Source organism: Novosphingobium sp. JCM 18896, from assembly GCF_025938095.1.
GTDB lineage: Bacteria > Pseudomonadota > Alphaproteobacteria > Sphingomonadales > Sphingomonadaceae > Novosphingobium.
Map to the genome: position 1 here is coordinate 703,969 of NZ_JAPCZF010000002.1, position 25,785 is coordinate 729,753.

Annotated in this window: 23 protein-coding genes; 20 read left to right on the forward strand and 3 right to left on the reverse strand. The window is 67.7% G+C overall.

Annotated features, from left to right (window positions below):
• The first annotated feature begins 122 nt into the window (after positions 1–122).
• The 4 genes from OLX23_RS09350 (at position 123) to OLX23_RS09365 (ending at position 4,041) form a co-directional block, all read left to right on the forward strand.
• The gene (locus OLX23_RS09350) at positions 123–413 is read left to right on the forward strand and encodes a GIY-YIG nuclease family protein (protein ID WP_264444626.1); all 291 of its coding nucleotides are present in this window, start codon (positions 123–125) and stop codon (positions 411–413) included.
• A 222-nt stretch (positions 414–635) separates the two neighbouring features.
• Positions 636–1,250, forward strand: a complete 615-nt coding sequence (locus OLX23_RS09355) for a glutathione S-transferase family protein (protein ID WP_264444627.1) — start codon at positions 636–638, stop codon at positions 1,248–1,250.
• A 170-nt stretch (positions 1,251–1,420) separates the two neighbouring features.
• Positions 1,421–2,122: a DUF1013 domain-containing protein gene (locus OLX23_RS09360; protein WP_264444628.1), complete on the forward strand. Its 702-nt coding sequence runs from the start codon at positions 1,421–1,423 to the stop codon at positions 2,120–2,122.
• Between the two features lie 230 nt (positions 2,123–2,352).
• Positions 2,353–4,041, forward strand: a complete 1,689-nt coding sequence (locus tag OLX23_RS09365) for an AMP-binding protein (RefSeq protein ID WP_264444629.1) — start codon at positions 2,353–2,355, stop codon at positions 4,039–4,041.
• A 192-nt stretch (positions 4,042–4,233) separates the two neighbouring features.
• On the opposite strand, the gene OLX23_RS09370 is transcribed toward OLX23_RS09365, so the two are convergent.
• Both OLX23_RS09370 and OLX23_RS09375 read right to left on the reverse strand, forming a co-directional pair.
• Positions 4,234–4,602: a bactofilin family protein gene (locus tag OLX23_RS09370; RefSeq protein ID WP_264444631.1), complete on the reverse strand. Its 369-nt coding sequence runs from the start codon at positions 4,600–4,602 to the stop codon at positions 4,234–4,236.
• 7 nt (positions 4,603–4,609) lie between these two features.
• Complete coding sequence (locus OLX23_RS09375; protein WP_264444922.1) at positions 4,610–5,767, reverse strand: M23 family metallopeptidase; 1,158 nt, start codon at positions 5,765–5,767, stop codon at positions 4,610–4,612.
• Between the two features lie 272 nt (positions 5,768–6,039).
• Here OLX23_RS09375 and OLX23_RS09380 point away from each other — a divergent pair, with 272 nt between their 5' ends.
• From OLX23_RS09380 to OLX23_RS09425, 10 genes are all read left to right on the forward strand, one after another.
• Positions 6,040–7,326 carry a glutamate-5-semialdehyde dehydrogenase gene (locus tag OLX23_RS09380; RefSeq protein ID WP_264444632.1) on the forward strand — a complete coding sequence of 429 codons (1,287 nt, stop codon included), beginning with the start codon at positions 6,040–6,042 and terminating at the stop codon, positions 7,324–7,326.
• A 201-nt stretch (positions 7,327–7,527) separates the two neighbouring features.
• The gene (locus OLX23_RS09385) at positions 7,528–8,574 is read left to right on the forward strand and encodes an aldo/keto reductase (RefSeq protein WP_264444633.1); all 1,047 of its coding nucleotides are present in this window, start codon (positions 7,528–7,530) and stop codon (positions 8,572–8,574) included.
• Complete coding sequence (locus OLX23_RS09390; protein ID WP_264444634.1) at positions 8,571–9,224, forward strand: nicotinate-nucleotide adenylyltransferase; 654 nt, start codon at positions 8,571–8,573, stop codon at positions 9,222–9,224. The genes OLX23_RS09385 and OLX23_RS09390 overlap by 4 nt, the downstream gene beginning before the upstream one ends.
• Before the next feature lie 133 nt (positions 9,225–9,357).
• Positions 9,358–9,780, forward strand: a complete 423-nt coding sequence (gene rsfS / locus OLX23_RS09395) for a ribosome silencing factor (RefSeq protein WP_264444636.1) — start codon at positions 9,358–9,360, stop codon at positions 9,778–9,780.
• A 1-nt stretch (position 9,781) separates the two neighbouring features.
• Positions 9,782–10,207, forward strand: coding sequence for a 23S rRNA (pseudouridine(1915)-N(3))-methyltransferase RlmH (locus OLX23_RS09400; RefSeq protein ID WP_264444923.1), 426 nt, complete (start codon positions 9,782–9,784; stop codon positions 10,205–10,207).
• A 178-nt stretch (positions 10,208–10,385) separates the two neighbouring features.
• Positions 10,386–11,621: a murein hydrolase activator EnvC family protein gene (locus OLX23_RS09405; RefSeq protein WP_264444638.1), complete on the forward strand. Its 1,236-nt coding sequence runs from the start codon at positions 10,386–10,388 to the stop codon at positions 11,619–11,621.
• A 152-nt stretch (positions 11,622–11,773) separates the two neighbouring features.
• Positions 11,774–13,105 (forward strand): S41 family peptidase, encoded by a 1,332-nt coding sequence (locus OLX23_RS09410; RefSeq protein ID WP_264444639.1) that lies wholly within the window; start codon positions 11,774–11,776, stop codon positions 13,103–13,105.
• Between the two features lie 7 nt (positions 13,106–13,112).
• Positions 13,113–13,610: a disulfide bond formation protein B gene (locus OLX23_RS09415; RefSeq protein WP_264444641.1), complete on the forward strand. Its 498-nt coding sequence runs from the start codon at positions 13,113–13,115 to the stop codon at positions 13,608–13,610.
• Positions 13,607–14,119 carry a demethoxyubiquinone hydroxylase family protein gene (locus tag OLX23_RS09420; RefSeq protein WP_264444642.1) on the forward strand — a complete coding sequence of 171 codons (513 nt, stop codon included), beginning with the start codon at positions 13,607–13,609 and terminating at the stop codon, positions 14,117–14,119. The genes OLX23_RS09415 and OLX23_RS09420 overlap by 4 nt, the downstream gene beginning before the upstream one ends.
• A gap of 112 nt (positions 14,120–14,231) precedes the next feature.
• Entirely contained in the window at positions 14,232–14,774 is a 543-nt protein-coding gene (locus tag OLX23_RS09425; RefSeq protein ID WP_319641305.1) for a hypothetical protein, read from the forward strand.
• Positions 14,775–14,952: 178 nt separating this feature from the next.
• Here the strand turns inward: OLX23_RS09425 and OLX23_RS09430 are convergent, their stop codons facing one another.
• Positions 14,953–15,849: a response regulator gene (locus OLX23_RS09430; RefSeq protein ID WP_264444643.1), complete on the reverse strand. Its 897-nt coding sequence runs from the start codon at positions 15,847–15,849 to the stop codon at positions 14,953–14,955.
• Between the two features lie 323 nt (positions 15,850–16,172).
• On the opposite strand from OLX23_RS09430, the gene OLX23_RS09435 reads away from it, so the two are divergent.
• The 6 genes from OLX23_RS09435 (at position 16,173) to OLX23_RS09460 (ending at position 25,775) form a co-directional block, all read left to right on the forward strand.
• Entirely contained in the window at positions 16,173–16,484 is a 312-nt protein-coding gene (locus OLX23_RS09435) for a helix-turn-helix domain-containing protein (protein WP_264444645.1), read from the forward strand.
• A 113-nt stretch (positions 16,485–16,597) separates the two neighbouring features.
• The gene (locus OLX23_RS09440) at positions 16,598–18,085 is read left to right on the forward strand and encodes a TolC family protein (RefSeq protein WP_264444646.1); all 1,488 of its coding nucleotides are present in this window, start codon (positions 16,598–16,600) and stop codon (positions 18,083–18,085) included.
• Between the two features lie 2 nt (positions 18,086–18,087).
• Entirely contained in the window at positions 18,088–20,199 is a 2,112-nt protein-coding gene (locus OLX23_RS09445; protein WP_264444647.1) for an ATP-binding cassette domain-containing protein, read from the forward strand.
• On the forward strand, positions 20,196–21,368 hold the full coding sequence (locus OLX23_RS09450) for an HlyD family efflux transporter periplasmic adaptor subunit (RefSeq protein ID WP_264444648.1): 1,173 nt from the start codon (positions 20,196–20,198) through the stop codon (positions 21,366–21,368). The genes OLX23_RS09445 and OLX23_RS09450 overlap by 4 nt, the downstream gene beginning before the upstream one ends.
• Positions 21,369–21,835: 467 nt before the next feature.
• Entirely contained in the window at positions 21,836–22,897 is a 1,062-nt protein-coding gene (locus tag OLX23_RS09455; protein WP_264444649.1) for an Ig-like domain-containing protein, read from the forward strand.
• Between the two features lie 88 nt (positions 22,898–22,985).
• The gene (locus tag OLX23_RS09460) at positions 22,986–25,775 is read left to right on the forward strand and encodes an S-layer protein (protein WP_319641306.1); all 2,790 of its coding nucleotides are present in this window, start codon (positions 22,986–22,988) and stop codon (positions 25,773–25,775) included.
• Positions 25,776–25,785 lie beyond the last annotated feature (10 nt).

Genomic DNA, 25,785 nt, shown 5'->3' on the forward strand with positions numbered 1-25,785 from the left:
AGCATCGGTGATGGGCCCCCGCCTTCGCGGGGGTGACAAAGAGGGGGGTAGTTTGAAAGACGCTCTCGCCCAAATTTCCGTCATCCCCGCGCAGGCGGGGATCCATCTCCCGAGCTGACCCGATGCGCGGCGGCTGGGTCTATATCCTGACCAACCGCAAGTACGGCGCGCTCTACACCGGCGTCACCTCGGACATCGCCGCCAGGATGGTCCAGCATCGCGAAGGCAAGGGCAGCGCGTTCTGCGAGGAACACGGGATCACGAAGCTGGTCTACGCCGAGCCCTACGATTCCATCGAGGACGCGATCGTGCGCGAGAAGGCGGTCAAGAAGTGGCGCCGTGACTGGAAGATCGCGGCGATCGAGCGCGCCAATCCCGAGTGGGACGACCTGTGGTTCGTGATCAACTGCTGATGCGGTTCTGGTCGAGAGGGCAGGAGATGGATCCCCGCCTTCGCGGGGATGACGGGGTTTTGGGTTGGAAGGTCTCCTGTTCCTTCACCGTCATCCCCGCGAAGGCGGGGATCCATCTCCGATGCTCGATGCAGCAACCGCGGCGCGATCTATCAGCCCTGCTTGCCATTACCCGCCAATTTCCGCGAAGACCGCCGCAGCATTCGCGCGTAGCATCGCCCCATGGAAACCCTGATCCTCCACGAAGACCCGTGCAGCGGCAATTGCTACAAGATCCGGCTGACCGCGGCGCTGCTCGGGCTGCCGCTCGAACGGCGGTTCTATGACATCACCAAGGGTGAGACGCGGACGCCGCAGTTCCTGCGCGAGGTCAATGCCAATGGGCGGATTCCCGTGCTGCAGGTGGGGGAGCGCTTCCTGCCCGAGAGCAATGCCGCCTGCTGGTACCTGGCCGACGGCACCGCGCTGATTCCCGAAGACCGCTTCGACCGCGCCGACATGCTGCGCTGGATGTTCTTCGAGCAGTACAACCACGAACCCAACGTCGCGACCCTGCGCTTCTGGTTGAGCCTGATCGGCGAGGCGAACCTGACCGAGGCGCAGCGCGGCCAGATCGCGGGCAAGCGCGCGGCGGGCGAGGCGGCGCTCGCGCTGATGGACCAGCACCTCGCGCAGCGCGGCTGGTTCGCGGGCGAGGGGCCGTCGCTCGCCGACATCGCGCTTTATGCCTATACCCATGTCAGTGAGGCCGGCGGTTTCCGGCTGGCCGACTATTCGGCGGTCCAAGCCTGGCTCGCGCGCGTCGCGGCTCTGCCCGGCTACGTGGCGATGGATTGAAACGCCGAAGCAATTCGGCCGATCGACTGGCCTAGTGCCGCGTTTTACTTGCCGAACCCGGCGATTGCGCCTAAATGGTTCATGGTACGGCCGCTCCGCAAGGGGCGGCCCTTATTGTTTTCAGCTTGCAGGGCGCCCTGTTTCCAAGAGGCGCCTTCGGGAGAATCACCGTGACCCAGCCCACTCCGTTGATGCCGCACGCGACCGCGTCCTGGCTCGTCGACACCACGGCGCTGACCTTCGAACAGATCGCCGAATTCTGCGGCCTGCACATCCTCGAAGTCCAGGCGATGGCCGACGACCTCGCCTCGAGCAAGTACACGGGCCGCGATCCCGTGCGCGCGGGCGAGCTGACCATGGCCGAGATCGAGAAGGGTCAGGCCGATCCCAACTATGCGCTCAAGATGCAGAAGGCGCCGGTCACGGTCAGCCGCACCAAGGGCCCACGCTATACCCCCGTGTCGAAGCGTCAGGACAAGCCCGACGGCATCGCCTGGATCCTGCGCCACCACCCCGAGATCTCGGACGCGCAGGTCGGCAAGTTGATCGGCACGACGCGCAACACGATCGCGGCGATTCGCGACCGTTCGCACTGGAACATCGCCAACATCCAGCCGAAGGACCCGGTGACCCTGGGCCTGTGCTCGCAGCGCGAGCTCGACGCGCTGGTCGCCAAGGCCGCCAAGAAGGCCGGCATCGTCGACGACGGCAGCGAGGACATCCGCCTGGGCGACGATCGCGAGGCGCTGATCGAGGAACTGCGCGCCGAGCGCGAGGCCGCCCACAAGGCTGCCGGCGAGGCCGCCCAGGAAGCCGAAGCCGCCGCCTGGCTCGAAGCCAAGCGCGCCGCGGAAGCCGCCGGCGAGGCCTGAGGTTCGCTTACTCATCCTCCCCGCTCGCGGGGAGGTGGCAGCGCGAAGCGCTGACGGAGGGGGTTTTCCGATCACGCTACGGCCGGCTACGTCGCAGCAGGCCGATAACCCCCTCACCACCCTTCGGGTGGTCCCCCCTCCCCGTTCCGGGGAGGATGGCTCTTCCTCACTGACACAGGTGTAAACAACGCCCCTTGCCCTTCGTGCGGCAAGCGTACACACTCGCCGCCATGACAAACGGGAGCGGGACGGAAATCTGGCGGACGCGCTATGCGCATCCGTGCGCCTGGGATCAGCAGTTCCCGCCTCTGGCGATGACCGAGCTCTTCGCTCGCGCCACGGCGGAGAAGGGCGATGCCCCGCTGGTCGACTTCTTCGGCCGCCTCTATTCGTACAAGACCCTGATGGCCGAGGCGCGCTGCTTCGCCGCCGGGCTCCAGGCGATGGGCGTGGCCAAGGGCGATCGCGTGGGCCTCTACCTGCCCAACGTGCCCGTCTACATCCCCGCCTATTTCGGCGCGATGATGGCCGGCGCCACCGTGGTCAACTTCTCGCCGCTCTACACCGCGCACGAGCTCGAGGCGCAGGTCGAGGATTCGGGGACGAAAATCATCGTCACGCTCGACGTGCCGGCGCTCCAGCCGACCGCGCTCGAAGTGCTGCGCAGTTCCTCGCTCGAAAAGCTGATCATCGCGCGGCTCGAGCACATGCTGCCTTTCGTCCAGTCGATCGGCATCCGCCTGTTCCGCCGCAGCGACATCATGCCGATCCCGCAACAGGCCGACGTGGTCGAGTGGCGCCACGCGCTGGTCGACAAGACGCCCGAACCCGTGGCGATCGATCCGCTGACCGATCTCGCGCTGCTCCAGTACACGGGTGGAACCACGGGCACGCCCAAGGGGGCGATGCTCACGCACCAGAACCTCTCGGCCAATGCCCGACAGGTCGTGGCGATCGACCCGCACCGCGGCGAGCGCGACATGATCGTCGGCGTGCTGCCGTTCTTCCACGTCTTCGCCAACGCCTGCGTGCTCAACCGCACGATCCACGACGGCGGCTGCATCGCCATGTTGCCGCGCTTCCAGGCGGGCCAGGCGCTCAAGACCCTGGCGCGCGCGCAGGCCACGGCCATGCCCGGCGTGCCGACGATGTACCAGGCGCTGCTCGACCATCCCGATCTCAAGAAGACCGACTTTTCGAGCCTGCGTGTCTGCGTCTCGGGCGGGGCGCCCTTGCCGGCACCGCTCAAGAAGCAGTTCGAGGAGGCGACCGGCGCCAGGCTGATCGAGGGTTACGGGCTGACCGAGACCTCGGGCGTCGCTACGGCTAACCCCTATGAGGATGTCGAGCGCCCGGGCACGATCGGCCATCCGCTGCCCGGCACGCGGCTGGCGCTGCTCGACAAGGAGGATCCTACGCGCTGGGCGCCGCCGGGCGAGCCCGGCGAACTCGCGGTGCTCGGCCCGCAGGTGATGCTCGGCTACTGGAACCGGCCCGAGGCGGCGGCTTCGGCTTTCGCCGACATCGGCGGCGAGCGCTGGCTGCGCACGGGTGACATCGCGGTGATCGAGCCCGACGGCTTCACGCGCATCGTCGACCGCTCGAAAGACATGATCGCGGTCGGCGGCTTCAAGGTCTTCCCCAGCCAGCTCGAGGCGGTGATCCTGCAGAACCCGGCGATCAAGGAGGCGCTGGTGATCGGCGTCGCCGATTCCTACCGCGGCGAGGTGCCGCGCGCTTTCGTAACCCTGCAGGACGAGGCGGAGGAGGGCGCCGATGCGCTCAAGAGCTGGGTCAACGACCGGCTCGGCAAGCACGAAAGAGTCGACGCCGTGGTGATCCGCGGCAGCCTGCCCAAGACGATGGTCGGCAAGCTCGACCGCAAGGCCCTGCGCGAGGAAGTCGCGGCAGAGGGGTGAGGGGGGCGGTCTCGCGCATCTCCCGAAACACAAAATAACCCGTCATCCCCGCGAAGGCGGGGATCCATCACCCCAGCTTTCGCATTGCACCGCGGTGCCTTCGGGGAGCATCGGAGATGGATCCCCGCCTTCGCGGGGATGACGGGTATTTGTTAGCGTGGGTAAGGCCCGGAGCGTCCGCCCCGCCCCCGATCAATCCTGCGAGGCGGCGAGCACCAGGTGCGTCTCGTGCTCGGGCGCCTTGGCGGCGCGCGGCGAGAGGCGGCCGTCGACCTGGGCGCCCTGTTCGATCGTCAGCGCGTCGTAGTGGACGTCGCCCTCGATGCGTGCGGACTTGAGGATCACCAGCTCGCGCGCGGTGATCGTGCCCGTGACCGTGCCGGCGAGCCGCGCGGTCTCGGCGGTGACGGCGCCGGTGACATGGCTCGATTCGCCCTGGACGAGCGCGGCGCAGGTGATGTCGCCCTCGACCTTGCCGTCGAGATGGAGATCGGCCGAGGCGGTGATGTCGCCGCGGATCGTCGTGTCGGCGCCGAGGACGGAGAAGGTCGAACCGTTCATGACGGCGCTACTTGCGGAGGCCGGGCCGACCGACCCGGGCTTCTTCGAGAACATGGGGCGCAGCCTCCAGGAAGGGTCGTGGGTTGACGGGCCGGTCGTTGATCCGGACCTCGAAATGCAGATGCGGGCCAGTGGAACGGCCGGAACTGCCGATCTGCGCGACGAAGTCGCCGGCCTTGACCGGCTGGCCGACCCTCGCGTGGAAGGCGGAAAGGTGCGCATAGCGCGTCAGCAGGCCGTTGCCGTGGTCGATCTCGAGGCAGTTGCCGTAGCCCTGCTTCTGGCCGACGAAGGAGACGACGCCCTTGGCCGCGGCGTGGACCGGCGCGCCGATCGGGCCCTTGAAGTCGAGCCCGGCGTGGAACGCGCCTTCGCCGGTGAAGGGATCGGCGCGGTAGCCGAAGCCCGACGAGACGTAGTCCATGTCGGCGGGTTCGACCTGCGGGATGCCCGCGAGGCCGCGCTCGAGCAGGTTCATCCGCGCCAGGCTCATGCCCATGCGCTGGAAGCGCGGGTCGATCGTGCCGTCGGCCGAAGTGGCGAGGTGCAGCAGCGGACCGCCCTGGGCGCTGCGATCGTTGAGCTGGGTGATCATCTGCTCGGGATTGAGCCCCAAGGTGCGGATCGCATCGGCGGCGCGCAGCGCGCGGCGATCGGCCATGCGCGTCAGGCGTTCGACGAAGGCGAGCTGGCGCGCCTCGATCCGCGCGAGGCCGGTGGCCTCGGGCAGCGCGGCGCTGACCTTGTCGACCGTGCGCCCGGCTTCGCCGCGGCTGTCGGAGACGGTCTCGCCGGCCTGCGGATCGCTCGGCAGGACGCCGAACTGCGAATCGGCCATCTTGTCGATGAAGTCCTGGCGGCGGTTGAGGTCGGCAGCTACGGCCTTGAGATCGTTGCGATATTCGGCGACGCGGCTCTCGGCCGTGGTGACCTTGGCCTCGCGGTTGAGCAGGGCCATGCGATCGTGCGTCGACAGGATCTGCGAGATCGCGACGGTGGCCATGGTGACCACCCAGGCGAGCAGCAAGGCCGCAACGACACCCGCAGCCGCCATCTGCAGCTTCGAGGAAATCTTGATGAAACGGACCTGACCCTGCGAACGCATGAAGAATTCGCGTTCCGGGAATAGAGTCCGCAAGCGGTCCATTACGCCGCTGGCGCTCATACCTTTCAAGACGACCCCGTGCTTAGTCTTTTCCCACCGGCGCGGCGGCTAGCAGTTTGCCGAAGACCAAGCGAATCCGCGCACTCAATTCACGCCGAAGCGAGGCCTGGTGTCGACGAACCGAGTGGTTCTGTGGAAACCGTTCACCAAGAATAGCGCCAAAGCGGAGGAATCGATTCGAATCCGCCAAGTCGGCCCCGGCGCCGCCCCAGCATCGCCAAAGTAAAACCGCGTGGATGACAAGGCCGGGGCGCGATGCTAGCGCCCGGCCCATGGCAACGCAGACTCTCAACCCGGAAACCGCGCAGGAAACCCCCGAGGCGCTCGTCGCGCGCATGGCCGCGGCCGGCCGCGCCGCGCAGCGCCAGCTCGCGCTGCTGTCCGATGCCGACAAGGCCGCCGCGCTGCGCGCCGCCGCCGCGGCGCTGCGCGAGGACGAGCCCGGGATTCTCGCGGCCAATGCGCGCGACATCGCCGCGGGCGAGGCCAACGGCCTGACCAAGGCCATGCTCGACCGGCTCAAGCTCGACGCCGGCCGCCTCGCCGGGATCGCCCAGGCGGTCGACCAGGTCGCGGGCCTGGCCGATCCGGTGGGCGAGGTGATCGACCGCAGCCAGCGCCCCAACGGCCTGGTGCTGACGCGCGTGCGCGTGCCGATCGGGCTGATCGGCATCATCTACGAGAGCCGCCCCAACGTCACCGCCGATGCCGCCGCGCTTGGCTTCCGCTCGGGCAATGCAGTGCTGCTGCGCGGTGGCAGCGAGGCGGTGAATTCGAACCGGGCGATCCTCGCCGCGTTGAGCCGCGGGCTGGCCTCGGTCGGTGCGCCAGTCGACGCGATCCAGCTCGTGCCGACGCAGGACCGCGCCGTCGTCGGCGCCATGCTGACCGCGGCCGGCGCGATCGACATGATCGTCCCGCGCGGCGGCAAGAGCCTGGTCGCGCGCGTTCAGGCCGACGCCCGCGTGCCCGTGCTCGCGCACCTCGACGGCATCTGCCACACCTATGTCCACGTCGCCGCCGATCGCGACATGGCCAAGGCCGTCGCGCTCAACGCCAAGATGCGCCGCACGGGCATCTGCGGGGCGATGGAAACCCTGCTGCTCGACGCGCGCTTCCCGCACAACGCCGAAGTCGTGACCGCGCTGATCGAGGCCGGCTGCGAGCTGCGCGGCGATGCCCGCGCCCGCGCGCTCGACCCGCGCGTGCAGCCCGCGACCGACGAGGACTGGGGCACCGAGTACCTCGACGCGATCCTCTCGGTCGCCGTGGTCGACGGGCTCGACCAGGCGCTCGATCACGTCGCGCGCCACTCGTCGAACCACACCGACGCGATCGTCACCGCCGACGACGCCGCGGCCGAACGCTTCCTCAACCAGGTCGACAGCGCGATCGTCATGGTCAACGCCTCGACCCAGTTCGCCGACGGCGGCGAATTCGGGCTCGGCGCCGAGATCGGCATCGCCACGGGCCGCCTCCACGCGCGCGGCCCGGTCGCGCTCGAAGGGCTGACGACCTACAAGTGGGTGGTGCGCGGCACGGGCCAGACGCGGCCCTGATCGGCGCGGCTCTGACTTGTGCGGGCTTGACCCGTCTGGCCTGCTGCGCAGGATAGCTGCGACCACAGATCCCCGTCATCCCCGCGAAGGCGGGGATCCATCTCCCGAGTCCGCGCCTCGCGCTGCCGTGCCGGCGGAGAGCATCGGTGATGGATCCCCGCCTTCGCGGGGATGACGGACAACAAAGAAGGGCAGCTTGCCATGCGCTACAACCGTCTCGGCTCCACCGGCCTCGTCGTGTCCGAGCTGTGCCTCGGCACGATGACCTTCGGCACCGATCCCAGCCGCTTCTCGGCGATCGCCGGGCTCGACCAGGCGCAGAGCACGGCGCTGGTCCGCCAGGCGCTCGATGCCGGCATCAACTTCCTCGATACGGCGAACATCTACACGGCCGGCCAGTCCGAGCGCTTCACCGGCCAGGCGCTCAAGGACCTCGGCGTGCGACGCAGTGACGTCATCGTCGCGACCAAGGCTAAGGGGCGGATCGGCGAGGGGGTCAACGACGGCGGCACCAGCCGCTACCACCTGCTCGCGCAGATCGACGCCAGCCTCGACCGGCTCGGGCTCGACCATATCGATCTCTATCAGATCCACGGCTGGGACGCGCATACCCCGATCGAGGAGGCGCTGCGCGCGCTCGAGGACATCGTCCGCTCGGGCCGTGCGCGCTATATCGGCGTGTCGAACTGGGCCGCCTGGCAGATCGCCAAGGCGCTCGGCATTGCCGAGCGGCGCGGCTTCGACAAGTTCGTCAGCCTCCAGGCCTATTACACGATCGCCGGCCGCGACCTCGAGCGCGAGCTCGTGCCGATGCTCGAAAGCGAAGGCCTGGGCCTGATGGTCTGGAGCCCGCTCGCCGGTGGCCTGCTGTCGGGCAAGTACCGCAAGGGCACTTCGGGTGACGGCGAAGGGCGCCGCGCGCAGTTCGATTTCCCGCCGGTCGATCTCGATCGCACCTATGCCGCGATCGAGGCGATGGCGCCGATCGCCGAAAAGCGCGGCGTCGGCATCGCCCAGATCGCGATTGCCTGGCTGCTGCACCAGCCGGTGGTCTCGACGGTGATCGTCGGCGCCAAGCGTGCCGATCAGCTGACCGACAATGTCGCCGCCTGCGCGGTCGAACTGACGCGCGAGGAACTGGCCGCGCTCGACCGGGTCTCTGCCCTGCCGCGCGAATATCCGGCTTGGATGTTCGAAACGATGGGCGCCGGCGCCGATCTCGCCTCGCCGCGGCGGGAGCCCAAATGAAGCCAGGCGCCGTCACCACGGGTCTGCTCGGGGGCAGCTTCAATCCAGCGCATGGCGCGCATCGGCGGATCAGCCTGTTCGCGCGCGAAGCGCTGGGCCTCGACGAGGTCTGGTGGCTGGTCTCGCCGGGCAATCCGCTCAAGCCGGCCAAGGGCATGGCGCCGTTCGCCGTGCGGCTCGCCTCGGCCCGCCGCCAGGCGCGGCGCGCGCCGATCCGCGTCTCGGCGATCGAGCGCGAAATGGGCACGCGCTATACCGTCGATAGCTTGCGCAAGCTCGCGCGACGCTGGCCCAAGCGGCGCTTCGTCTGGCTGATGGGCGCGGACAATCTTGCGCAGTTTTCGCGCTGGAAGAACTGGCGCCAGATCGCCCGGACCATGCCGATTGCAGTTTTGGCCCGTCCGGGCTATGACGATGCCGCTGTCGCGAGCCCTGCGATGGCCTGGCTCAGGCGTTACCGGACGTCTGCTGCCGGTATCCGCAACCGGACTGGATGGAGCGCTCCGGCGCTGGTGTACCTGCGTTTCGATCCCGATCGGCGCTCGGCCACGGCAATCCGTCAAGCCGATCCGCACTGGGCAGACAGCCTCGCAACAGGTGGTCTGCGCGATGGGGTTTCGCACCGTCCAATCCCGGCAGATGCGGCGTGAGCGTGGCGGTTCTTCGGGACTTCGCGCTGACTTCCTTCGGTCACACAGAACGATCAATCATCGTCCGCATTGACCGATGTGACGCGCGTCGCATGACAGACAGCACTGCCTCAGAGGAGCAATTTCGACTTACATGAACCAGGCGCAGAACCAGCCGGCCGCAGCCGGCGCCGCCGCCCCGGCAACAGCGCCGGCCCAGAACGTGATCGCAGCCGAGCCCGACTCGCTGCACGCGCTGGTGCTCGGCTCGCTTGACGACGATCAGGCGCAGGAGCTCGTCTCCATCCCGCTCGAAGGCAAGAGCTCGATCGCCGACCACATGGTCATCGCCTCGGGTCGCTCGACCCGTCAGGTGACCGCCATGGCGCAGAAGCTTGCCGAGCGGATCAAGCAGGCCGGTTTCGGTCATGCCCGCATCGAAGGCCTGCCCGCCGCGGACTGGGTCCTGGTCGATGCCGGGGACGTCGTCGTGCACCTGTTCCGGCCCGAAGTGCGCAGCTTCTACAATCTCGAGCGCATGTGGGGCTTCGGCGACGGTCCGGTCGGAGCCGCGTGATCTGAAACTGCACGTCATTGCCAGGGGCAAGATCGGCCGTTCGCCGGAGGCCGATCTCGTCGATCGCTATGCCAAGCGGATCACCTGGCCTTTCCGGATCAGCGAAATGCCCGATACGGGTGGCACGCTGCCGGCGCCTTCGGCAACACCCTATCGAGAGGTGCTGCTCGACGAGCGCGGCCGTCAGCTCTCTTCAGAGGAATTCGCCGCGCTGCTCGGGCGCTGGCGCGACGAGGGCGTGCGCGAGACGCGCTTCCTCATCGGCGCGGCCGACGGTCATGGCGATGCCCTGCGCGACAAGGCCGACCTGCTGATCGGCTTCGGCAACATGACCTGGCCGCACATGCTGGCGCGGGCGATGCTCGCCGAACAATTGTGGCGCGCCACCAGCATTCTCGCCGGCCATCCGTATCATCGCGCGGGTTAGGGCGGATCCGAGCGTGAAGGCTCGGAAACCCGCCAAGACCGATACTCATCCGTCGCCCCTGCGCAGGGGCGACGGTTATGGAGCCAGCACCAAGGGAGTGCTGGCGAGCGGCGGCCTCTCGTTGTCCCGCATGTGGATCGGCTTCCACGTCAGTAGATCAATCGCTAGACGTGCGGCGATGACGTCGTCGCGCCGTGTTCTGTCCTTTCTGCTGCCCGCGAGCCTGCTCGCGGGGCTGAGCGCGTCGGCCTCGCTCGACGCGCAGCAGGCCGCGCGTTTCGACGATGTTGCCGACGCGCGTCGCGCGCTGGTCGAGGCGCAGGCGCAGGGCGCGGCCGCGCGCACGCGCGCCGAACGGCTCGAGGCCGAGGCCGCGCGCGCATCGGCCGCGGCCGAGAAGACCGCGCACGAGGCGGCGGCGATCGCCGCGCGCATCCAGCAGACCGAGGCCGAGATCGCCGGCCACCAGGCCCAGGTCGCGCTGATCGGGCGCGAGCGCGAAGTCCTGCGCGCGCGACTGGCCGAACGCCAGCGGCCGGTCGTGCGGCTGACCGCCTCGCTCCAGCGGCTGTCGCGCCGGCCGCCGGCGCTGGCGCTGCTGCGTCCGGGCTCGGTGCGCGAGACGATGTACATGCGCGCGCTGCTCGCGACGATGCTGCCCGAGGTCCAGCGCCGCACCGCCGCGTTGCGCGCCGAGATCGAGCGCGGCAAGGCGCTGCAGCGGCGCGCGGCGCTGGCCGCGCAGAACCTGCGCGAGAGCCAGCGCCGACTGACCGCGCGGCGCGGCGTGCTCGCCGGGCTCGAAACCCGCCAGCGGCTCGAATCGCGCCAGGTCACCGGCGCTGCCGATCGCGAGGCCGAACGCGCGCTGGCGCTGGCCGAGCAGGCGCGCGATCTCGGCACCTTGACCGACGATCTGCGCAAGGCCGGCGCGCTGCGCGACCGGCTGGCGCAATTGCCCGGGCCGATCATGCGCCCGGCGCGGCCCGAGGCGGCGCAGGTCACCAATGTCGGCGATGCTCCGGGACCCACCACCACCGGCCTGCCCGGCTATATGCTGCCCGTGACCGGCCGGCTGGTCAGCGGCTTCGGCGACAGCCAGCGCGGCGGCGGCGCGCGTGTGCGCGGCATTGCCCTGGCGACGCGCGTCGGCGCGCAGCTCGTGGCCCCGGCGGCGGGGCGCGTGGCCTTTGCCGGGCCCTATCGCGGCTATGGCAACATCGTCATCGTCGAGCATCCGGGCGGCTGGACCTCGCTGGTCACGGGCCTCGCGCGGCTCGACACCAGCGTCGGCGCGCAACTGCTCGCCGGCTCGCCGCTCGGCGCGGCGGGCGACGGCCAGTCGCTGGTCACGCTCGAACTGCGCCGCGACGGCGTGCCGGTCGATCCGCTCGGCGCGATGCGGGGGCAGTAGCGATCGCTGGGAGTGGGTAGCTTAACTGCCCGCTCGCTTTTCGCTGGCAATCTCGCGACAAAGCGCCATCTGGCGTTCATCGCCCGGGCGCGATAAAAGCGCCGATCATGGTTGGAAGACGCTCTATGCCCGCCCTTAATCGCAAGTCTCTGATGTCCATCGCCCGCGCCGGTCTGCTGGTCAGTGCCGTCGCGCTCCTGCCGGTGACGACGCAGGGCCTGGCCGCGGTCGACAGCCGCTCGGGGCCCGAATTCGGCAAGCTCGTCGCGGTCTATCAGCTGGTGCGGCAGAACTACGTCGACAACGTCGACGACGACAAGCTGCTCAAGGGCGCGATCAACGGCATGCTCGAGAGCCTCGATCCGCACTCGTCCTACCTCGACGGCGCCAGCCTGCAGCGGCTCGAGACGATGATCGACGGCAACTATTCGGGCCTCGGCCTGTCGGTCGTGATGGACGACGGCGCGGTCAAGGTGGTCTCGCCGTTCCGCGGCAGCCCGGCCGAGCAAGCGGGGATCAAGGCCGGCGACTTCATCACCCACCTCGACGGCAAGCTCTACTACGGCGGCGACCTCGACGAGGCCGTGGCCAAGATGCGCGGCCAGCCGGGCACCTCGATCCGCCTGACGATCTTCCGCCCGGGCCGCGACGATCCCTTCGACGTCACGGTCAGCCGCGGCGTGATCCAGCTCGAGCCGGTGACCTGGAAGCTCGACGGCAATGTCGGCGTGATCACGATCAACGAATTCTCGCGCAACGTCGGCCGCAACGTCAACACGGCGGTGCTCGACCTCAAGGCCAAGAGCGGCGGCAAGCTCTCCGGGCTGGTGCTCGACATGCGCTCGAACCCCGGCGGTTCGCTCGACGAGGCGATCGGCCTGTCGGACCTGTTCCTGACCTCGGGCGACATCGTCTCGCAGCGCGGCCGCGTCGCCAGCGAGAACGAATATTACAAGGCCGAATCGGTCTACAAGGGCGACGTCGCCAAGGGCCTGCCGATCGTCGTGCTGGTCGATGCGGGCAGCGCCTCGGCCTCGGAGATCGTCGCCGGCGCGCTGCAGGACCAGGACCGTGCGATCGTCATGGGCGAGCGGACCTTCGGCAAGGGCTCGGTCCAGTCGATGTTCACGCTCGACCGCGGTTCGGCGGTCAAGCTGACCACGGCGCGCTACTTCACGCCCTCGGGCCATTCGGTCCAGGAAGGCGGCATCGAGCCCGACATCCGCGTGCCGCAGCTGTCCGATCCCGACGCGCGCAAGCGCTCCGAACGGGCGCTGCGCGAGAGCGACCTGCGCGGCCACCTGATCAACGAGGTCAACCTCGAGGACAAGCAGCTCGAGACCGACAAGCAGGACGATCCGCGCTTCAAGATGACCGCCGAGCAGCTCAAGGCCAAGGGCATCACCGACTTCCAGCTCTCCTATGCGGTCGACACCCTGCGGCGCACCGCGCAGCCGGGCCTGCTGGCTTCGCGCAAGCGCTGAGCCGGGCATGACGCAAGTGGGCATGGCGGGGGGTAATACCGCGCTGAAGCTGGCGCGCCTGGTCGCGCTGGCGACGCCGCTGGCGCTGCTCGGCGGCGCCTATATCGGCCAGTTCGCCTTCGGCCTGTTCCCCTGCGAGATGTGCTGGTGGCAGCGCTATGCCCATTTCACCGCGCTCGGCCTCGCGCTGGTCGCGCTGTTCCTGCGCGAGAGCCGCGCGATCCTGGGCCTCGCGGCCTTCGCGATCGCGGTCTCGGGGTTGATCGGCGGCTATCACGCCGGCGTCGAATACGGCTGGTGGCAGGGCTTCACCGCCTGCACCAGCACCGTCGCGGCCAGCGCCGATCCGCTGGCGGCGATCATGAACGCGCCGCTGATCCGCTGCGACGTAGCGCCGTGGGACCTGCTGGGCGTCTCGCTCGCGGGCTGGAACTTCCTGTTCTCGGGCGCCGCGGCGCTGGCGATCGCGGTATTGCTGCTGCGCAGCCGGGAGACGGCACGATGAAGCCCGATACCAAGACCATGCTGCGCGTCGACCAGGCCGGCGAATATGGCGCGACGCGGATCTACGCGGGCCAGCTCGCGGTCATGGGCAACCGCGGTCCGCGCGCCGGCGAGATCGCGGCCATGGCCGCGCAGGAGGCCGAGCACCGCGCGCGCTTCGATGCGCTGCTGGCCAAACGCGGCGTGCGGCCGACCGCGCTGCAGCCGCTGTGGGACGTCGCCGGCTTCGCGCTCGGCGCGGTGACGGCGCTGGCCGGCCCGGCGACGGCGATGGCCTGCACCGCCGCGGTCGAGGAGGAGATCGACCGCCACTATACGCGCCAGCTCGAGGAGCTCGGCGACAGCGATCCCGAGCTTTCGGGCATGATCGAGACCTTCCGCGTCGAGGAGCGCGAGCACCGCGAGGCCGCGCTGGCCGCGGGGGCCGAGCGCGCGCCCGCCTATCCGCTGATCTCGGCGGCGATTCGCATGGGCTGTCGCCTGGCGATCCGTCTGTCCGAGCGGATCTGACACCTTGCATTGCGGCGGAACAAAGTCATGCTGGCGCCGCTTCATTTAGCATTCACGGGTGCAGACCCTATATCTGCCTAGCCCTGCGAACGATCAGCCAAGGAACCACGCCGTGACCCGCCTTTCCCTCGTAGCCGTGACCGCCCTGGCTTCCGCGTTCCTGCTTCCCGCCGCGCCCGCCATGGCGCAGAGCCCCGACGAAAAGGTCAATCTCGTCATCGTCTACGGCCAGGACGAATGTCCGCAGGGCAAGGCCGACGAGATCACGGTCTGCGCGCGCAAGGAGGAACGCGAGCGCTATCGCATTCCCGAGCCGCTGCGCGGCAGCCAGTCGCCGAGCAACGACGCCTGGAACAACAAGGTCCTCGCGTATGAGACCGTCGGTCGCACCGGCACGCAGTCGTGCTCGCCCGTCGGCGCGGGCGGGGCGCTCGGCTGCACCCAGCAGCTGATCAACCGCGCCTATGCCGAAAAGGGGCAGGACCCTTCGATCCGCTTCGGCGAGCTGATCCAGGCCGAACGCGAGAAGCGCCTGTCGACGCTCGACGCCGAAGCCGCCGAGACGCAGACCCGCGTCGAAGAGGCCGAGCGCGAGTACGACGCGCGCAAGCGCCGCGAGGCCGAAGCTGCGGTGCCGGCGCCGGCAGGGAACTGACGCGCCACCCTCATCCAAGCTTCGCTAGCTAATGACGGAGCAAGCTACGCTATCCTTCTCCCGCCAGCGGGAGAAGGGTGGGGCGCTCCATCCCCTCTCCCGCTGGCGGGAGAGGCGGCGAGACTTGCTGAACGCAGTGAAGCTAGTCGCAGCGGTGAGGGTGGTGCAGCGCTGCCCCTCAAACCCGCCGCATCGTCGCATGCACCGCGCAGAGATATTCGCGCATGTGACCCGCGGTCGCGTCGGTCAGCGCGATCAGGTCGCGGCGGCCGTCGCGCGCGTCGGGCCAGCGGCGCAGCAGGCCGGCGTCGGTCATCTGCGCCACCCAGCGCAGCGCCGTGGACATCGGCACCGAGGCGGCGATGCAGACGCTCGACACCGAGACTTCCTGGTTCTCGAGCTGCGCGCGCGTCAGGTCGAGCAGGATTTCCCAGGCCGGGTCGGCGAACAGCTGGCTCGAGAAGAAGCGCCCGCGTAGCGCGCGCGAGGTGATGATCGCGCGCAGGGTCGCGGCCAGGTCCTCGTTGGTCGGCGCCGCGGCGAGGCGGGTGTCGTGGCCGCGGCCTTCGAGCGCCGAGACCAGCCGGCTGAGCTGGCTGCCGAAGCTCGACAGGCTGGCCTGCTGCTGCAGGTCGTCGCGGCTGCGCAGATGCGCGACGGCGCGGCGCAGCGCGGCCGAGCTCGCCATCAGGTCGAGCGGCCGGCACAGCACGTCGACCGCGCCGAGGTGCAGGCACTTCATCGCCAGTTCGGCGGTGATCGCGTCGGTCAGCACGATCGGCGCGATCGTGCGCGCGGTGCCCAGCCGCGTGCGGATCTCCTCGATCATCGTCAGCCCGTCCATCACCGGCATGCGCTGATCGGTCAGGACGATCTGGATCGCGCTGTCGCGGCAGATGCGGTCGATCGCCTCTTCGGCGCTGGTCACGCCCGAATGCTCGTAGCCCAGGCTCTTGAGCACGCTCATGCAGTGGGCGAGGCCGTGATCCTCACGCTCGACGACGAGCACCGAAGGCAGTTGGACGGGCGAGGAATCGGCGACGAGCGAAGGTACTTCCAGAATTTGGGTCGCCATCACTGATAAACCTCTCAACCCTGAACCTTATGCGACGCCTGCGTGACTATCCGACACAAGTAGCAAGCCGGCGGCTTTTTCACGAGGAAAATCGCTCTGCCCGGCCCGCGCTTAACCGCGCCTTGCTCTCGTGACATCCCCCAAATGCGCGGTTGATACGTCCGAAATGGGGATGCTTTTGCGCTGCCGCCGCGGGCATCGCGCGGGCCGGGGCGACGCTCCGTCGTGAAATCCACAGATATGGTGAATTTTTGCGTGTTAAATTTGCATATACTCGGTACAGGCATCGCGACTCGCGGGCAGACAGGGATTCCGAACGGCAGATGGAAGGGGAGGGCGCCCAGGACGTATTGACGATCGACGCGGCCGATCCGCGCTGGAAGGAACTGGTCGAGTTCGACGCCAAGCTCTTCAAGAAGAAGAAGCTGCGGCTCCTGACCCCCGAAGCGCGAGTCCTGCTCTGTCTGATGATGTCCGGACCGCTGCGCGTGAACGAGGCGATGCAGGTCGCCGGCACGTCGTATCGCGGCTTCTATGCGGTGCTGGAGCGCCTCAAGCAGGCGGGATTGGTGAACATTTCAAAGGACGAGCAGGACCAGCGCGCGCGCAACCTGACCGTCGAGCAGCAGGGATGACATGATGTTTCGGGGCATCCGGCAGCATCAACTAGGATCGAACTTTGGCTTTTGAACGCAAAGCTGGCTCGCGCGCGTCCCGCAGCGCCGCACCGGTGACCATGGCGGTTACCATGGCGGCGGTCGTGGCGCTGTGGCCCGCGCTCGCCATGGCGCAGGACGTGAAGCCGAACCCGGCGACCAATGCCGCGGTCCAGGGCGATTCCGCGACGACCTCCGATCCGGGCACGATGGCCAAGCCCGTCGACGTGCCGCCGCCCACGCCCGATCGCGGCGGCGCGCGGCTCCAGCCGGGCCAGACTCCGACCTTCGATCCGCCGGCCGTGCAGGCCCCGGGGGTCGAGGTCTATGGCCCGCCGGCACCCAAGGCCCGCAAGGGCAAGATTCCCCAGATCGGCTGGAACGCGACGCCGCCGCAGGTGCCGCCCGCGCTCGAAGAGGCGATCAGCATCGTCACGCGCAACTATCCTTCGGCCAAGTCGGCGCGCGCCGCGCTGGCCGCCGCCGCCTCCGACGTCACCAGCGCCAAGTGGCTGCGCGCGCCGAACCTGAGCGGAACGGTCTCCTATCTCGACAACGACAGCAAACCCGATCCGCAGGTCGCGGTCGAGCTGCCGGTCTGGACCGCGGGCCGCATCGGCGCGGGCATCCGCCGCGCCAAGGCCGCCGAAGACGCGACCTCGGCCGACTATGTCGTCACCGTGCAGACCCTGGCCCAGACCACGGCCCAGGCCTATTTCGAAGTCGCCCGCCTGGCCCAGCGCGAGCAATTGCTGGCCGACAGCGTGCGCGAGCACCAGCGTCTCGTCGGCACGATGGAGCGCCGCGTCCAGCAGGAAGTCAGCCCGCTGGCCGATCTCGAGCTGGCAAAGTCGCGCGCCGCGCAGATCGAGCAGGAATATACCGTCACGCGGGCGCAGCGCCGCTCGACCCTGCGCGTCCTGGCCGAGCTGATCGCCGATCCGAACTACGATCTCGGGCCGATCCCGCCCTACAAGATCGTCGAGCTGACCAATCGCGACGCGCTCGAGGAACAGGCGATCGCCTATGATCCCACGCTCAAGCGGCTGAACTCGCTGGTCGACCTGGCGCGCGCCGATTTCGATTCGCGCAAGGCGTCGCTGTTCCCGCAGCTCAACGCCCAGTATTCGTACGACGACGTCTTCGGCAGCCGCGTCGGCTTCGTGCTGCGCCAGCAGTCGTCGGGCGGCGGGCTCAGCCAGCTCGCGCAGGTCGACGGTGCCAAGCTGCGCATCCAGGGCGCGCTCGAGGACGTACGCGTCACCGACCAGCAGCTGCGCCGCGAGATTGCCAACGACCTGATCGAGTACGACGCCGCCAAGGCGCGTGCGCAGATCTCGACCGGCGCCTCCGAAACCGCATCGCGCGTGAGCGAGAGCTACATGCGCCAGTTCATCGCCGGTCGCCGGTCGTGGCTCGACGTCATGAACGCGCTGCGCGAGGCCGTCACCGCGCAGGTCGGCCTGGTCGACGCCCAGGTCGGAGCGATGTCCGCCTCGGTGCGACTGCTGCTGCGCAGCGGCCGCTGGCATCCCGTCTTCGAACAACCGGCCACGGCGCCGGTCTCTAAGGAAAACTGAACGTGTCGAACTCCATTGTCGCGGCGATCGCGACGCTCGCCCGGATGCGCCGGATCGACCTGCGGCCCGATTGGGCCGATGCTGCGCATCAGGTCGAGCGCGACGATCGGGAAGGCCTCGACCTCGTCTGCCAGGCGATCGGCTGGGCGCCGGCGACGGCCTATAGCGAGGCGCCGCGTGCGCACGAGTTCCCGCTGCTGGTCTATCACGAGAGCAACGGCTGGGCCGTGGCCGAGCGGGTCGAAAGCGACAACCGCCTGGGCATCGTCAAGGAAGGCATCAGCACGACCTGGCGCGATGCCGATCAGGCGCACCTCTACGACATCGTCATCCCGCTGCCCGCGGGCAAGCTGACCTTCGACAACGCCTTCGACGTGTTCAAGTCGGCGGTGTTCCGCCGCAAGAACACGATCCTGTTCGCCGTCCTGGCGACCTTCGTGGTCAACCTGATCGCGCTCGTCACCAGCCTCTACTCGATGCAGGTCTACGACCGCGTCGTGCCGCGCGGCGCCTTCTCGACCCTGTGGGTGCTGTCGATCGGCGCGATCGTCGCGATCCTGTTCGACTTCGTGCTGCGCGTGATCCGCGCCAACATGCTCGAGGACGAGGCGGTCAAGATCGACACCGAGGTCTCCGAATTCTTCTTCTCGCGCACCGCCGAGGTCCGCCTCGATGCGCGGCCGCCGTCGATCGGCACCACCGCCGCGCAGCTCAAGGGTCTCGAACAGGTCCGCGTCATGCTGTCGTCGGCGGCCCTGTTCGCGCTCGCCGATCTGCCCTTCGCCGTGCTGTTCATCCTGGTCATCGCCAAGCTCGGCGGGATCATCGCCGTGGTCATGGCGATCTCGTTCCCGATCGCGATCGGCGTCGCCTTCGTCTTCGCCAAGATGATTCGCGAGGATACGGCCAAGGCGCAGATCAGCGGTAACCGCAAGAACGGTCTGCTCGTCGAATCGCTCGACGCGGCCGAGACGGTCAAGGCCAATCGCGGCCAGTGGTACCTGCTGTCGCGCTGGAACCGCCTGCTCGAAGAGGTCCACGAGGCCGAAATCCCCGTGCGCCGGCTCCAGACCATCTCGGGCACGATCTTCGGCACCCTCCAGCAGATCTCGTACATCTGCCTGATCGCCTGGGGTGCGGTCGAAGTGTTCGAGAACCACATCTCGATGGGTGCGCTGATCGCCTGTTCGATCCTCTCGGGCCGCGTCAACGGGCCGCTGCTCGGCCAGCTGCCGTCGCTGCTCGTGCAGTGGACCTACTCGAAGATCTCGCTGCAGATGCTCGACGGCATCCTCCAGCTGCCCGTCGACCGTCCGGCCGATGTCGAGCAGCTGCGCCCGAACCGCCTCTCGCCGGCGCTGTCGTTCACCAACGTCGGCTTCGCCTATCCGGGCGCGCGCACCGGCGTCGGCGTACAGCGCCTCGAGATCGCCGCGGGCGAGCGCATCGGCATCATCGGTGGCGTGGGTTCGGGCAAGTCGACCCTGCTCAAGCTGATGGCCGGGCTCTATGCGCCGCAGCAGGGCCAGATCCTGATGGATCGGCTCGACATGAACCAGATCGCCGAGGACGTGCTGCGCGGCCACATCGGCTACCTGCCGCAGGACTATCGCCTGGTGAACGGCTCGCTGCGCGACAACATCACGCTCGGCCTGTCCGATCCCGGCGACGAGGCGATCATGGAAGCCGCGCGCGGCACCGGCCTCGCCGGCCTGATCACCGCGCACCCGCGCGGGCTCGACCTGCAGATCAGCGAGGGCGGCCGCGGCCTCTCGGGCGGCCAGCGCGTGCTGACCGGCCTGACCCGCCTGCTGCTCGCCAAGCCCAAGCTGATCCTGCTGGACGAGCCGACCGCGAATCTCGACGTCGATACCGAGGCGCTGGTGCTCAAGACGCTCGCCGCCAGCCTCCAGCCCGACACGACCTTGATTCTCGTCACGCACAAGCTGCAGCTGGTCAACATGGTCGGCCGCGTCTTCGTCATGGCCAACGGTTCGATCCTGCTCGACGGGCCGACCGGCGAGGTCATGAAACGACTGCAAGCACCCGCACCCGCCGCTGCGCCACCATCGCCGCCGGCCGCCATCGATGCTGACCAGGGGGCCGGCGCATGAAGATCTCACCCGCATTCCGCAACCGCTGGCTCAACCCCTCGCGGCTGATCATCATCGGCATCATCGCCTTCTTCGGAATCGCGCTGGCCTGGTCGTTCTGGGCTGAGCTCGACCAGGTCGCGCGCGCGCCGGGACAGATCATCCCGACCGGCCGCGTCCAGGTCATCCAGTCGACCGACGGCGGCAAGATCGAATCGATCCTCGTGCGCGAGGGCGACAAGGTGTCCAAGGGCCAGACCCTCGTCGAGCTCGACTCGACCAAGATCAGCGCCGCCGTCGGCGAAGCGCGCGGCAAGGTCGCCTCCTTGATGAGCTCGATGGCGCGCATCAACGCCGAGCTGTTCGACCGTCCGCTGATCTTCCCCGACGAGGTCAAGCCGTTCCCCGACTTCATGGCCAACCAGACGCTGCTCTACCAGAAGCGCCGCCAGGCGCTGCAGGACCAGCTCAATTCGCTCAAGCAGATGCTCGGGCTGATGGAGCAGGAGCTCAACATGAACATGCCGCTGCTCAAGCAGGGCGACGTCAGCCGCGCCGACGTACTGCGCCTCCAGCGCGGCGTCTCGGACATCAAGTCGCAGATGGTCAACGTCCGCAACAAGTACATCCAGGACCTCCAGGCCGAATATACCAAGACCGAGGAGGACCTCGTCACCGCGCGCGAAGTGCTCGCCCAGCGCAGCGACGCGCTCGCCGACACCAAGATCCTCGCCCCGGTCGACGGCATCGTGAAGAACATCAAGCTGACCACGGTCGGCGGCGTGCTGCGGCCCTCGGAAGAGGTGCTGTCGATCGTCCCCACCGGCGACAAGCTGATTCTCGAGACCAAGATGAGCCCGCGCGACATCGCCTATGTCCGCGTCGGCCAGGGCGCCTCGGTCAAGTTCGACGCCTACGACAGCTCGATCTACGGCTCGGCGATCGGCAAGGTGACCTATGTCAGCCCCGATACGCTGACCGAGCAGACCCCCCAGGGCGAGCAGGTGTTCTACCGCATCCACATCACCGCCGACCCGAGCCCGATGAAGCCGCACCTGCCTGGCGAGAAGATCGAGATCCAGCCCGGCATGACCGCGACCGCGGAGATCCAGACCGGCCGCAACACCGTCTGGCACTACCTGACCAAGCCGATCAACAAGACCATGAGCGAGGCGATGACGGAGAAGTAGGGCGTTTTGTTGGGTGCGGCAGGGACATCCATCCCTGCCTTGGCGGCACCAGCCCGCTCCCCCACCCGGCCACCCTACGATAGTACCCTATGGGTGGCCGGGTGGGGGAGCGGGCTGGTGCCGCCGCTGAGCCGGATGGCTCAGCGGAACAACCAAGACTCCTCAAACCTCACCCCAAACCGATTCTTTTCCGACGGCCCCCGCTTCTTTTCCCGTCATCCCCGCGCAGGCGGGGATCCATCGCCAGGTCTCTCCTCACACATCGCCGGGCAATCTCGCACTTACCCTCCCAACTCCTCCCTCATCCCATTAACCTTAAATTCACCCTTGGATTCCCGCCCGAATTTACTTCCAACACTCTACCAAAATGGTTGCAATTGCCTTGGCCAAACCAAAGCGCCATTGCTACCCACGCGGAAGCGGGTGGCGTGTGCCCCCAGCTTTAGGCTTCCATGTTGGGGGATTCGATGAGTAAATCTGTCGTGACGGCGACCACCGCGGCTCGTGCAAAGGCGCAGGCCCGGGCCAAGGCCCTTAAGGGCGAACAGAACCACAAGACGGCCGAAGTGGTCGTTCCCGATCACTCCAACGATGATGCGCAGGCTCTCGCCGTGCATGACGTCAAGAGCGACAACACCCTCGCGGGTGACTTCACCTTCTCGGCCGCCATGTCGGACGCCGCTTCGTCGGCTTCGATGATGGAAGCGACCGGCGCTTCGTTCGCCGGCGTGCACTCCTTCGCCCAGGATTCGGGCGGCGAAGGCGGCGGCGCTTTCGGTGGTGACTCCACCCCCCTGATCATCGGCGGCGTCGTGCTCGTCGGTGCGGGCATCGCCATCGCCGCTTCGGGCGGTGACGACGACAAGACCCCCACGCCGACCCCCACGCCGACCCCGACCCCGGCCGCCAACAAGGCGCCGACGATCACGGCTCCCGCTACCGTCGCGATCAACGAGGACGCGAAGACCTCGGGCAAGATCACCGCGACCGACCCCGATGGCGACGCGATCACCTTCGCGATCGCAACCGGCAGCACCGCGCCGCAGGGCTTCGTCCTCAACAAGGACGGTTCCTACACGATCGATACCACGGGTTCGGACTACCAGGCGCTGAAGTCGGGTGAGTTCAAGGACTACACCGTCAAGTTCACCGTCTCGGACGGCAAGGGCGGTACTGCCGACAGCAGCCTGACCTTCAAGGTCGCTGGTGCCGACGAAGCCGGCACGGCCACGATCTCGGCGGCTGGCACCTCGAACGCTGCCACCGGCAACATCACCTACACCGTGACCTCGGGCAACTACCTCCACACGATCACCGGCTTCGGCGCGGGCGACAAGATCGTTGGCCCCGCCGGCAACCCCGGCACGGTCGTCAACGACAGCTTCACCGATGGTAAGGCGATCGTTCAGTACGCCAACAACGGCGTTGTGACCCAGATCGAACTGACCGGCCTGACCAATGCGCAGGATCAGGGCATCATCAGCCTGAACGGTATCAACACCGTCTTCGGCGCGGGAACCATCGCCTGATTTAAGCGTCTCGCCCTTCGGGGCGAGACGTTTTCCATTCAAGACCAAATGACCTTACTGGGGCACCCAGTTTTCTGGAGCATGAAAAATGGCTAATCTTTATCTCTCGTCGGGTGATGCAATCACCGGCCTGAACTTCGGCGGTAACGTCTTCGGCGCTGCTGGCAGCGAGTCGATTTCCTACGCTGGCGGTGTCTCGGGCATCGTCGTCGACGCCAACGTTGAGGAAGTCCGCCTCGCCGGTTCGACGTCGTCGTACACCTTCCAGCAGCAGGGCACCTCGCTCGTCGTGTTCAGCGGCACCACCCAGGTCGCCAAGATCTCGCTGCAGGATGACGCCAACGGCACCCTGATCGCTTTCCAGAACGGCCGCGTTGAAGCCAAGATCGTCGCGGGTTCGCCGCCGACCATCACGCTCGGCACGACCACGGTTCCGGCCACGGCCGCTGGCGCCGTCGTTCCCGCTGTCATCGATGCCAGCGCGGGTACGGGTTCGCTCGCCCTCTCGCTCACGACCGGCACGGACAACCTGATCGGTACCGCTGGTGACGACGTTTTCACCGCCGGCGAAGTCGCTGGTGCTGCAACCTTCACCGTCGGTGACGTGATCAACGGTGGTGCCGGCAACGACACTCTGAACTGGGTTCAGGCTGCGGCGATCACCACTCTGCCTGCCGGTTCGTCGGTCACCAGCATCGAAACGCTCAACGCGACCTCGGGCGCTGCGATCACGCTGAACACCACGAGCTCCTTCGCCGGCCTCACCGCTCTGAACGCCAACACCACGGGCTTCGCTCAGACGCTCACTGCTGCGGCGACCACGAACGTCACCGCGACGAATACGCTTCAGGCTGCTACCGCTGTTTCGGTTACCGGCGGCAACAATGTCGCAGTGAACGCCACGGGCGTGACCACCGGTACGACGACGGTTGCCGGTGCTGCCGGAACGGTTGCCGTGACGTCGGCTGGCGCCGCCTTGGCAGACGCCGCGGGTGCAACGACGGCGACCCAGGGCGCGATCAGCGTCACGGGCGGCACCAAGGTCAATGTCACCTCGACCGGTTCGGTTTCCGGTGGTTCGGAAAACGCTCTCGACGCGCTGACGCTTGGCGCCGTGACCGTGACCGGCACTGGCGCCACGACGGAAGTCAACGTCACGCAGACGGCTGCTCAGGCCCAGGCCACCAACGTTGTTGGAACTGACGGCAAGGCAGCGATTGTCGGCGGCGCCGTGACGGTGACCGACGTCAACAGTGCCTCGACCACGGCTGCGGGCACGATCGCAACCGTCAGCGTCAACAACGCCGGTGCGGTCACCGTCAACTCGGGTGCGCTCAAGACCCTGAACCTCTCGGGTAAGATCACTTCGGTCGACGCTAGCACGCTCGGTGCACTGACCACGGCTGCCAACACGGCACTCGCGCTGAACACCAATGGCCTGACCACCACGGGCGCAGTGACCGTCGACACCGACATCACGACGCTGAACGTGACCGGTTCGACCGCTGCTTCGACGATCGCGTCGCTGGTTGGCGCGGGCGTCAAGACGCTGAACGTCGCTGGCGATGCCAAGGTCTCGCTGACCGCTCAGACGCTTGCTGCGCTGACCGACGTTGTCGTCACCAACACTGCTGGCGTGAAGCTCGGCTCGGCCCTGGCCGTTGGCACGAACTTCACGGGTGGAGCGGGCGCTGACGAGATCACGCTCGGTGCAACCACCAAGGCGATCAACATGGGCGCTGGCGACGACGTCGTTACGCTCAACTCGGCTACCCTCGGCGCGGGTGGCACGCTCAACGGTGGTGACGGTCGCGACACCCTGGTGGCCAACACCAACGGTTCGGCTTTCATCGCTGACCCGGCCTTCGGTGGCTTCGAAGTTCTGCGCGTCGCTGGTGCAGCTGCTCAGGGTTCGCATAACGCAAACGGCTTCACCGCTCTCGAGCTCGGTGCAACCGCTGCTGGCGTCACCTTCACGAGCGTTGCTGCTGGTACGGGTCTGACGATCCTTGCCGCACCGACCGGCAACACCGTCGTCACGCTGGCCAACGCAACGGGCACTGCCGACGTGTTCAACCTGACGCTGTCGTCGTCGGCGGCTCTTGTCGCTGGTAGCGTGTCGCTGGCGGGTGTTGAGACGATCAACATCACGAACACCGACACGAACACGACGGCTCAGACCAACTCGATCACGCTGGTTGACGCTGCTGCCAAGTCGGTCGTCGTCACGGGTAACGCCGGTCTGACCGTCACCAACGACGCTGGTAACACCGCAATCACCAACTTCGACGCTAGCGGCGTCTCGGGCACCGAGGCGAATGCTGCGGCTCTCGGCGTGACCTTCACTTCGGTGAACGCCACGGTTGGTGAGAACGTCACGATCAAGGGCGGTTCGGGTAACGACGTGCTCACCGGTACGGCTACGGCTAACGACACCATCATCGGTGGCGCAGGCGCTGACACGCTGGTCTACACCGGTGGTACCGACACCTTCACCGGTGGTACGGGCGCTGATACGTTCGATATCAACGCTCTTGGTACGAAGACGTCGTTCGTGACGATCACCGACTTCACCAAGGGTGACAAGATCGACGTTGCTGGCATTGACACCCTGGCGGTTGCCAACGCGGCTCTCGGTGCCAAGGTCACGCTCGGCGCGGGCGCAACCTTCGATCAGTACCTGGATGCTGCTGCTGCCGGTGACGGCGCTGCGGTTGCCGCTCAGGCGAAGTGGTTCACGTTCGGTTCGGACACGTACCTCGTGATCGACAACACGGCTGGCGGGACGTTTGCGGCGACCGACTCGGTCATCAAGCTCACCGGTACGCTTGATCTGAGCACGTCGGCATTCGCTGCTTCGATCCTTACCTTTGCCTAATTAAGGGACG